The 10,498-nt window shown below is 35.7% G+C and carries 5 protein-coding genes and 1 pseudogene; 2 read left to right on the top strand and 4 right to left on the bottom strand.

The genetic code is table 11. From position 1 onward, the window contains the following. Positions 1–78 precede the first annotated feature (78 nt). Positions 79–1,107, bottom strand: a complete 1,029-nt coding sequence (locus AACS92_RS13595) for an IS630 family transposase (RefSeq protein WP_099111498.1) — start codon at positions 1,105–1,107, stop codon at positions 79–81. A gap of 152 nt (positions 1,108–1,259) precedes the next feature. On the opposite strand from AACS92_RS13595, the pseudogene AACS92_RS21940 reads away from it, so the two are divergent. Together AACS92_RS21940 and speD are read left to right on the top strand one after the other, a co-directional pair. After that, positions 1,260–1,418: pseudogene (locus AACS92_RS21940) on the top strand (IS1 family transposase); the annotation flags it as partial. 445 nt (positions 1,419–1,863) lie between these two features. Further along, positions 1,864–3,369, top strand: coding sequence for an adenosylmethionine decarboxylase (gene speD / locus AACS92_RS13590; RefSeq protein ID WP_099111497.1), 1,506 nt, complete (start codon positions 1,864–1,866; stop codon positions 3,367–3,369). 229 nt (positions 3,370–3,598) lie between these two features. Here speD and AACS92_RS13585 read toward each other — a convergent pair whose 3' ends face one another. From AACS92_RS13585 to AACS92_RS13575, 3 genes are all read right to left on the bottom strand, one after another. Further along, positions 3,599–4,681: a fatty acid desaturase family protein gene (locus AACS92_RS13585; protein ID WP_099111496.1), complete on the bottom strand. Its 1,083-nt coding sequence runs from the start codon at positions 4,679–4,681 to the stop codon at positions 3,599–3,601. A gap of 126 nt (positions 4,682–4,807) precedes the next feature. After that, positions 4,808–5,899, bottom strand: a complete 1,092-nt coding sequence (locus tag AACS92_RS13580) for a saccharopine dehydrogenase family protein (protein ID WP_099111495.1) — start codon at positions 5,897–5,899, stop codon at positions 4,808–4,810. Between the two features lie 70 nt (positions 5,900–5,969). Then, positions 5,970–10,415, bottom strand: a complete 4,446-nt coding sequence (locus AACS92_RS13575; protein ID WP_099111494.1) for a type I polyketide synthase — start codon at positions 10,413–10,415, stop codon at positions 5,970–5,972. Between the last annotated feature and the right edge of the window lie 83 nt (positions 10,416–10,498).

Raw genomic sequence — 10,498 nt, 5'->3', positions numbered from 1 at the left:
TTATGACAGTAACGACAAATCACATCCACTTTAGCCATATCTCACCCAGAATAAAAAGTAGGGAGTTTATCACAAGATCTAATCATTGGGAGCATGACCGCTTTCCAAGCCGTTAACGACCTTTTTCAAAAAAATTTTCACATTACAAATAAGCTGGCACATAAATTGGCAACAATGATTGCGTGTCACCGTTTCATGGAGTGATTGCCATAGCCGTTCTATTTTGTTTAACCAAGGCAAATAGACCGGAAGAAATAGAAGCGTCACGGTGGGATGATCCAATAGCCATTCTCTGACCTTCTTACTTCTATGAATACCATAGTTATCTAAAATCACGCTCAGCGTTTCTGCATCACGATAGGTTCGTTTTAATATTTCTAACATTTTGATAAATAAATCTGAACTTTTTTTCGTGTCACCCGTCGACACAATCTTTCCTGTTTGGGCATCAAGACAACCGGAAAAATAGTATTTTTGATTTTGACCAGGTGTCACAATCCGTTTTTGTTGGCCTTTAAAGTACCAGTCAGCGCCAATCTTAGGATTAAAATTAATATCAACTTCATCTTCATAAACAACAGTATGTTTTTCGCCAGCCTGAGAAAGCGCTTCAGTAATACGCGCCATTTTTTCGTCATATTCGGGATCAGATTGTTTTAATGCAGGGGCCACTCGTCGCCAGACAATACCTTGTTTGCAGAAATAACGGTAAAGTGTGTTGATGGAAAGCGTAATATGCATATATTTTCTGAGTAAAAACACAAAAAACGACAGACTCCAGCGAGAACCGATATAGCCAAATTGCTGGGGAGCGTGCTCTAAAAAATAATGGAGAAGAGGCAAATAACGTGCTAAATGCCACTGAATATTATGCCCGGCAGGTAAGCTCTGTAAGCCCGCCCATCCTTGCTCTCTAAACTTTTTCAGCCAACGCCAAACGGAAGATTCAGCGCAACAAAGTATTCCCGCCACTTGGGGGACAGAATGTATTTTACACAGTAGAAGTATCCCCATGAACCACCGTGCATAATCTTTATCAGATGTTTTTTGAACGATTTTTTTCATCTGCCGACGTTCATTGCGTGAAGTGGCTGGTATCATAAGCATGACTCGATCCTTTTTTCTGTGATTTTGCGTTTTGGGAACAAAAATTTCGCAAATTTAGGATCGAGTTTCTTTGATACTCCTACCATTTTGACAAGCTATTTAGCATTTTTATCTTCTTTTAATATCCGCTTTTACCGTGTGCCGATAATTATGCTGTTTATGATTATCTTTCGGAAGAAAATTATTTAATAGGAAAAACGCGTATTCAACGTATAGAAAGAAATAACTTCACCCACCGACACCGTATAAAAAGATTAAATCAAAAACAGTTGACTATTTCGCATCAAAGTAAATGCACAGTAAAAGAATAGTGACGTTCATTGAGCATTGAGCATTGAGCATTGAGCATTGAGCATTGAGCATTGAGCATTGAGCATTGAGCATTGAGCATTGAGCATAAAAAATACGTTTAGTGAATAACCTGACCATTAGTACAAGACAGGAAAAAAATAAGCGTATTTATATCAGAGTACATTCATAACACCTAAAAAAACAACGAAAAATAATTAAAAAAACATATTATCTTGATTTAGTGAAATATTCAACGCTTAATATTCAATCCATGAAAAAACATAACTTAGGTTTATTATTGCATAATAAATAAAAACTAGTTGAAACTTATCCAGCTCTATATAATGAAAATTATAATAAATAATTTACAGGAAGATAAAACCTTAGAACTAGAAAAATAAAAATAATATTTTTGAAGATAATCGAAAAAATCCGAACGAAATACCATATCAAAAAGAGATTAAAATGAACAAGCTTAATACTATAAAAAATAATATGAAATTATCACATCCAGTTGAGATTCTAGAAGAGTTATTAATAAGAATATATTTATATGGCCATACCTCAAATAGAGATCTTTCATTAAATAGTAAATTACCTATTCCTATCATCTCTGCATTTAAAAAAGAATTAATAAAATGTGATTATGCTGAAAACAAAGGTGTTTTTAAATTAAACTCTATCGGCGTAAAATACGTACAAGATGAGCTGGGATACCGATCAATTGATATAAATAAATATAACTTACTGTCATCAGAGGAGAAACGAGAAGAGTTTGAGAAAGAGATTTCCGTTTTATTGGAGCCTATATATAACAGCAGACCTCAAGTCAATGTTTTGTTAGATCAAGCACATGCAACATTAGAAACATCAATACGCCGGGTAATGCTATTACTTAATAATCCAAGGGTATTTAAACAAAATATTTTATTTTTGGGTGATGATGATTTGACTTCCTTAGCTCTGATGATGGCATTTAAAATGCTCGGCTACGACTGCTCAAAAAATATTTTTGTCAAGGATATCGATCAGGACCTACTAACATTTATTCGGGATGTCGCAGAGCAAAATGATTTTGTCATTAATACTGAATATTTAGATCTAAAACTCTCTAATGTATACACTAAAAATTTTGATATCGTCTTGACTGATCCACCTTATACATTGAGCGGATTAAAACTATTTTTATCACGGGCAATTAGTTTCACTAAAAATGATAATAGTGAGATCTTACTCTCCTTTGGTCAAAAAAAACCAATAGAAAACCAAGAAGTTCAAAGGTTATTCAATAATCAGAATCTTCTTATCAAAAATATTTATCCGCAATTTAATAAATATCATGGCGGAAGTATTATCAGTAATATCAGCGATCTCTATGTTCTTGCTGTTACACCTCAAACATACCCGACGATCTCAGGGGGAAATAATTATTCAGATAAAATCTATACTGGAGAAATTAACCCTCGTATAAAATTTTACCAATGTAAATCATGTAATAACATGATAACCATTGGACACGGAAAGAACATATTAACGATAGAACAACTCATAAAGGCAACTTGTAATAAGTGCCACGGCACTAAATTTCAATATCGTGGTCAGGAAAAAGTAAGTTCACCGGATAATACACGACAACTCGGCACTCACATCATCATAGATATGAAAGATTGTGATGCAGAGGTACTGAAATCTGTATCAGCCATTGAAAAAATCATGCTTGATATTGCCCAACAATGTCAGCTGAATGTTGTGACTCATAACTTCCATCAATTCCAACCATGGGGTGTCAGTGGTGCACTAATATTATCAGAGTCACATTTTACTATTCACACATGGCCTGAATATCAGTACGCTGCTCTTGATTTATTTGTTTGCAATGAATTTAAACATCAAGATGCATTTATGATGCAACTACAAACGCAACTTAATGCTCAAGAATATGAGTATAAGATACTACAGCGGGGTTTTTAATTTTAAAATAAATAGAATATCTTCTTAGCACCTTACTCAACGTTGAAACATTAAGTTTATTCACTCAACGAAAGAACTGATTGTTAATTAACCGGGCGTGAAAGACAATCAGTTACAGAATAAATAATACAAATCGTTATGATATCCCGAAACTGATTGCTTGATACCCAAAAAGCACAATAGGACCCTGAAAGCCCTTTAGATTAAACCGTTTTAATATAAAAAATATTCAAATAGAAAGTAGACGTTTTGCAAAACTCCCCTCTTTATTCTCTTTTTTGAATTTTCTATACTTTGATGCATAGCTTAGCATTGTTTCTTGATGCGGATATTCACGGATAAATATCCCTCCCCACAAATCATCCCATTTTTGATAATTGGGATCATTCAATAAATATATATGTGCTTTCTTGATATTCCAATGAGGAATACCCGGATACAAGTGATGCACTAAGTGATAATTATCATAATGTCTTCCAAACAAGAAGCGTTCCCACCAAATACCTTTTGTATTTCGTGTTAGCAATAATGCCTCCTTTTCGGATGCGGGCAGAGGATAATGTTCAGCTATGCCGATAATCCACCCAATAGCTACTGTAACCGTAAATAATGGAACTATCCAAAGTAGAATAAAATACAGGAAGTAACCAGAATAAATGATAATTGAAAGTATGATAATCCAATAAATAAAAAAGTAAGTTGATTCTTTATCATTTTTATTTTCTGATTTTTTCTTTATAACTTTATCTTCGTCTTTTTTTAACTCTTTATTCCTCCTTGATTTAATTATGTCTTCTATGACATATTTTATATATTTGAATGTTCTGTATCCTGAAAGGGTTAATAATATATTTTGTATAAAAAACTCCCTATCATTTTGATTAAAATCATATAATCCACTATCTATATGGAATTTATAATCAGGATCTTTTTCTGGGTCACCTAAATGAGCGTGATGATACCTGACATGGGGATCTTTATAAGTGCTAAGCAAATGAAATACCAAATTCCCAGATAAAAAAGTCCCGGCGATATAATTCAGGAACTTGTTTTTAGCTAAAACATGATGAGATGAATAATGTAATATATTAGTGAACGCCCGTTGTGTCGAACCTATCATCAATAAAGAGAGTGGGTAGAACCAGAAACTTATACCAACACTTAAATATATCGCAATTATTACAACAAGATAATCTTTTGAAAGTGCAATAGCCCAGTGATAATTATCCAATTTCCTTAGTGTTCTTAAACTGGAAATCACATTGCGAGATATATTGAAATGATTACTTAACTTTATTTCAGACAACGGCATAATTAAATCCTCTCCTGATATTTTATTAACAATGAGATGAATTAAGTTTTGATAGTTAACTATGTGACTGGAAGGTTCGTTTAATCAGCTTTCTTATTCCAGTCACTTAAGATAACTTAAAAGGAATTACGTCAATATTTCATTTTTCTCATTAAGAATGATATCTTCTGACTGTAAAAGGGCTTTAAGCTTTTCAACATATAAAAACTCTTCTCCCATCATCAAGATATCATCTTGATCACGTTGAATGTGCTCAGCCAACTGCATAACTAAAGCAGCAGCGCCTGTAGCGGTTAAATGTGCTTGTCCCTTCGGGTCTTTAATATGGGTATATATGTGTTTTCGATCCCCTTTTTCATCAGTTCCATGTATATCAATCCGAATTTGATGCTGATCTCCGGTACCGGGATGATAAAAAATCTTTTTACGTAACTTTTTAAACAGATCACCTGATATCAATTTCCAAATACCATTTTTTATAAAAAATGATAAGATCTTATTCGCCTTATGATTATCATAACCAATTCTCGTGGCAACGGTTTGAGCATTTGTTATTAAAGGCAAAATAAATTGATCAGGCATATCTATGCGAAAAACACTATACCGACAATTATCATCAAATAAGATAATACGTTCATCCGAAAAAGGGCGTGTTTTCTGATATCGCCCATTTTGTTTTACAGTAAATGGCGTCGCAAGGCTATCTAAATAATCAAATGAATCCGGGCCTGACTGATCATTCGAAGCACTGAGTATACTGATATCAATACTCGTGACGTTCACCAATGATTTACTCATATTATTGGCAAGTGTTGCAACCACACTCGCCATCCACGATGACGCAAAAATCATTGAGCTTGGTTTTTTATTTTTCATGATTACAGCCTTGCTTAGTGCAACCTGCAATCGTTCAGTCCAACGCGTTATATCTATATAAGCGATGCCATTTTTATTTGCAAAATGCAATAAATTATCTTTTGGATCATTAACAGTGGCTAATATTATGTCAATTTTTATTTCATCTGATAAATCGATATTATCAATATCAAGAGCCACTGCCTTTGCATTTCCTAATGTTTGGGCTAATTGACTGGCATTATAAATATTTCTTCCTGCAATAATTAACTCCAACTCAGGAGCATGCTGATTTAAAATCTGCGCAACTTGCTGCCCAACAATGCCATATCCTCCGACTAATAAGACAGATAATTTTTTCATTTAATAAACCCTCAGAATAGAACTCAAGATTTTCTTTCTAGAATGATTAAGTACATTTGGCAATACAACTTCAATTATTGCGTAACCTTTTACTCATGCGTTTTTTAGCTAAACTCCTTCTATCATTTTGATTTATATTTTCCTTATCTTGATGCGTACCACTATATTTATTGATTATATTCTGCAACGCAGTTTGGAGTTTAACTACAGAACTATAAGTAAACATCATTGCAATGGGAATATCCATATTTAACTTCTTCTTTAATTTTTCATTAACTTGGACAATATCAAGTGAGGTCGCGCCTAAATCAAAAAAGCTTATATACTCATCCAGTTCAGAAAGACCCAGTTGGTGTCTCCATACTTCTATAATAATCTCTTTTATTGAATCCTCAGCACGCGAATGTTTTATATTGTATACATGATCTTTATTATTTAATCGTGAAAGCTCATCTTGTTCTATTCTGTCTTTTATGGGTAATACTGACACTGAAAATTTATTAGGATAATGGGAAATTATCTGAAGAAATACATCTTGCCCTTCTTGGTTAGTTAAACCGAGCGTTGTATTGGGATTTGTTATAGTATTAACCGCCATACCCACTTCTAACCATCGATCCCAAGAGATGGAACAAATCCTGAAAGGAAACCTCTGGTCGTCTGCAATCGCCTCTAAATAAGCATTAGCCGCAACATACGCAGATTGTCCATAAGCTCCGTAATAAGATAGCAAAGAAGAACAAAACAGCATGGAACGAAGGCTTTTGTCACTAAAATAGGAAAGCAAGTTATTAGCACCCATGACTTTGGCAGCCATGATATCACGATGCAATGTGAGATTAGGTTGCGCAATCAATGCACCAGCATCAGATCCTGCTGCATGTATCACCATACTGAATGGTCCCAATTCCTTTTCAACTGATTGCAGCAATGAATGAAGCTCTTTTTCACAAGAGACATCAATAGAATGAATATAAACTTCACTCCCAACTTGTTCTATTTTTTCGATACTCTCAATTTTTTTCATTGTTTCCATTTGTGTTGGATCTTTCTTTATAAGATCCCATTCAGATCTTGCCGGAAACGGTGAGCGAGAGGCTAAAGCAAAACGTGCACGATACTGAATTGCTAATGATTCTGCCAGCTTTAATCCTATACCACCAAGACCCCCACTAATAAATACTAAATCCCCTTCTTGTAATCCATGTGATTTCTCAACACTATTCAGAGGCGTTATTGATAATGGTTTGAATTCAGGAAGCCATAACTGACCATGCCGTATTGCAACTTGATTATATTTACCTGAATTCACAAGACCCCGTATCAGCAAGTTAGATCTGTCATCCTGTACGTCATTTCCAGATAAATCTATTTGCATTACTTGATGCTGTTGGTACTCATGAGAAATTGATTGAACCAACCCCTTTAACAATGAAATCGTTGGTATCGCTTGTTCACATCCCAGCACGTTTTCAATTTCAGGGGTGAAAAGAATAAATCGTGCAGCTTGCAATTCTAGCAGAGTTAAAATGATGCGAAGACCTTCAACCCATTGCAAATAGTATTCAATGGGATCATTTTCGCATCTTTCTTTTTCAGGGATCAGAAGAAATCTACTTTCAGGTAATGGTGTTAATGATTTAAGACTATCTGAATCATCAATAAAAATCACTGTGCTATCAGGCCACAATGCTTTGCTTGAAGCAAGATAACCGGCATGACTTGATTGAGTACAAAGAATAAAAACCGGTTGATCTATATTTCCTTCTTCTATTTGAGGATAAAGTTCTCGCTGCCAACCAGGGAAATAGAGTTTATTATTATTTAACGTATTATTATCACTATTTATATTGATGCCAGAAACTAATTTATCCCTGAGTTGAGTATACTCCGTTCTGGCAAACTGATACACTGGCATATGAATCAAATGCCCTTGTAGCGGATTGATATTTTGCCAATCTATACCTTCGGTATTACACCATATTTTCCCAAGCTGACGATAAAAATACTCATGATCATCATCTGTTAAATTAGGGTGTTTAATCATATTAATGATTAATGGTTTATTTTCATTTTCGTTTTGATAATATTTATGTATGAAACTGGATAAAGTATTACCCGGACCCACTTCAATAAAAACAAGGTCATGGAACTCTGACAATGTTTCTATGCTACCTAAAAAATCAACTGTATTTCGTTGATGTGACAACCAATATGCAGATTGCCTGATACCTTCTTCAGAATGCCAGCTACCTGTTAAATTAGAAAGAATGGGTATCACAGGATGGTTAAAATTGACTGAATTTAACGCCTTGGCATATTCTGTCTGAATCTCATTTATCGTTCTGGAGTGGAATGCATGAGAGGTTTTTAATCTTCTGCATTGGATATTATCATTTTGAAGAGCAGATGCCAGCCTCTCAATATTAGCCGCATTACCAGAAATGACGACAGATTCTTTACCATTAATTGCAGCTATATCAAATTTTTCATCAAGGTAACTGCGTATCTGTTCTATTCCTAATGCGACACTCAGCATCATCCCTGGTGACATCATTTCGATGAGTTTTGCCCGCTGACTGACTAAGTGTAGGGCGTCCTTGAGGGAAAATACGCCAGATATTGTTGCCGCAACATACTCACCTAAACTATGCCCAAGTAAGGCAAACGGTTTAAATCCTTTATGTTGCAGTAAAGATGTCATGGCATATTCAACAATAAAAATAGCTAATTGGGTTATTTCGTTGGATACGCTCTTCTGTTCAGATATATTCACAAAAAAATCATGCAACTCTTTTTGAGTATCTTCAGATAATAAATCGAAACAATCCTGGCAGCTATTTCTGAATATTGTTTCCTGCTGATATAAGGCATAAGCCATACCCGGATATTGTGTTCCCTGCCCCGGATATAAAAAGACGATCCTCTTGGCTGAATGTTTTGCTTTTCCGTGAATAAAATCAGATAAGGTGCTGGATGTCTTACTCCCGGAACAAACCAATACAGATCGGGAATCAAAGTGTTCCCGCCCTTGTTGCAGGGTATAAGCAATATCAGACAATTTATGCTTTTTCTCTGAAAGAAGTTTTAGCAGCTCATTTTCCATCATCGATAAACTTGATGCATTCTTAGCAGACAACGGCAAAAGTGCCACTTGTTCAGGTGATTCAGGTTTCAATGGTTCATGGAGCATCTCTTCGAGGATGACATGCGCATTTGTCCCTCCAATACCAAAAGAACTGACGCCCGCCCTTCTGATTGATTCGCTATGCCACTCTTGGCTATTTTTATTAATGTAAAAAGGTGATGATTCCAGCTTTAATTTAGGATTGGGTGTGCTGAAATACTTATTGGCACAAAGCATTTTGTTTTTCAGCATTAATGCCGTCTTAATTAAACCCGCCATACCAGCAGCACTATCAAGATGCCCAATAATAGATTTAGTTGAACTTATTGCAATACTGCCCACCGGACAATCATGGAATACATTTTTTAACGCAGTAATTTCAATTGGGTCACCTAATTTAGTTGCCGTTCCGTGTGCTTCAATATATGAAATTGATTTAGGATCAATTTTGGATACTGTGATTGCACTACGAATAACATCTGTTTGCCCTTCAATACTTGGCGCGGTATAGCCAATCTTTCTTGCACCATCATTATTGATCGCGCTTCCTTTAATCAAAGCAATAATAGGCCGTTTTTCTGCAAGAGCCTGCTTTAACGGTTGCAGCACAATGGCTCCAATGCCCTCGCCTCCCACAGTGCCATTGGCCTGTTCATCGAAAGGGCGGCAAACACCATCCGGTGATTCTATCATGCCATCCAGATAGAGATATCCCTGTTGATTTGGTGTCACCAAAGCGGCGGCAGCCACTAAAGCCAACTGGCATTCGCCCAGTAATAATGCACGAGCTGCCATATGCACTGCGGTTAATGAAGAAGAACAAGCGGTTTGTAGTGCAACGGCCGGACCAGTCAGCCCCAACTTATACGCTAACCGCGTGGCCGCAAAATCTTTTTCGATAAGACTAAATGCAGAAAATAAACCGACTCCATCTTGCTTGCTCTCTTCATAAGCTGCCATTTGCCACTGTAACTGAGCACTGGCTACCAAATAACAGCCTACTTTTCCTTTATAAGCTGAAGGCACTAAACCTGCTGAACCTAATGCATCAAAACTACATTCGTGAAGGTGCCTGATTTGTGGCTCAAGTAATTCCGCTTCGCGCTTATTGTATTGGAAAAACTCAGCATCAAACCGTAAAGGATTTTCAATCACACCTTTCGCATTGACATAATTCTGGTGCTTATATTCATGTTCAGGAACACCATTCTTAGCTAACGTTTCATCAGAAAACCGGGTGATACAGTCATTACCCTCAAGACAATTTTTCCAAAAACTTTCGACCGTTGGGCTATCAGGAAACCGGCAGGAAATGCCAACAATAGCGATTTCCAGACCTGTTAATTTTTGAGATAATTTATCATTAATTGGGTTTTCTTCTTTACTCATAATATGTCATCACCAATGAAAATTAAAAATAAATACGAATCGAAAGTTCACGAAATCCATTCATATACTGATTGTTCATCATT

The sequence above is a fragment of the Xenorhabdus sp. KJ12.1 genome (genome assembly GCF_963876495.1).
Lineage (GTDB): Bacteria > Pseudomonadota > Gammaproteobacteria > Enterobacterales > Enterobacteriaceae > Xenorhabdus > Xenorhabdus stockiae.
The sequence above is the reverse complement of the archived record's forward strand: the minus strand, read 5'-3'. Positions and strand labels throughout refer to the sequence as shown.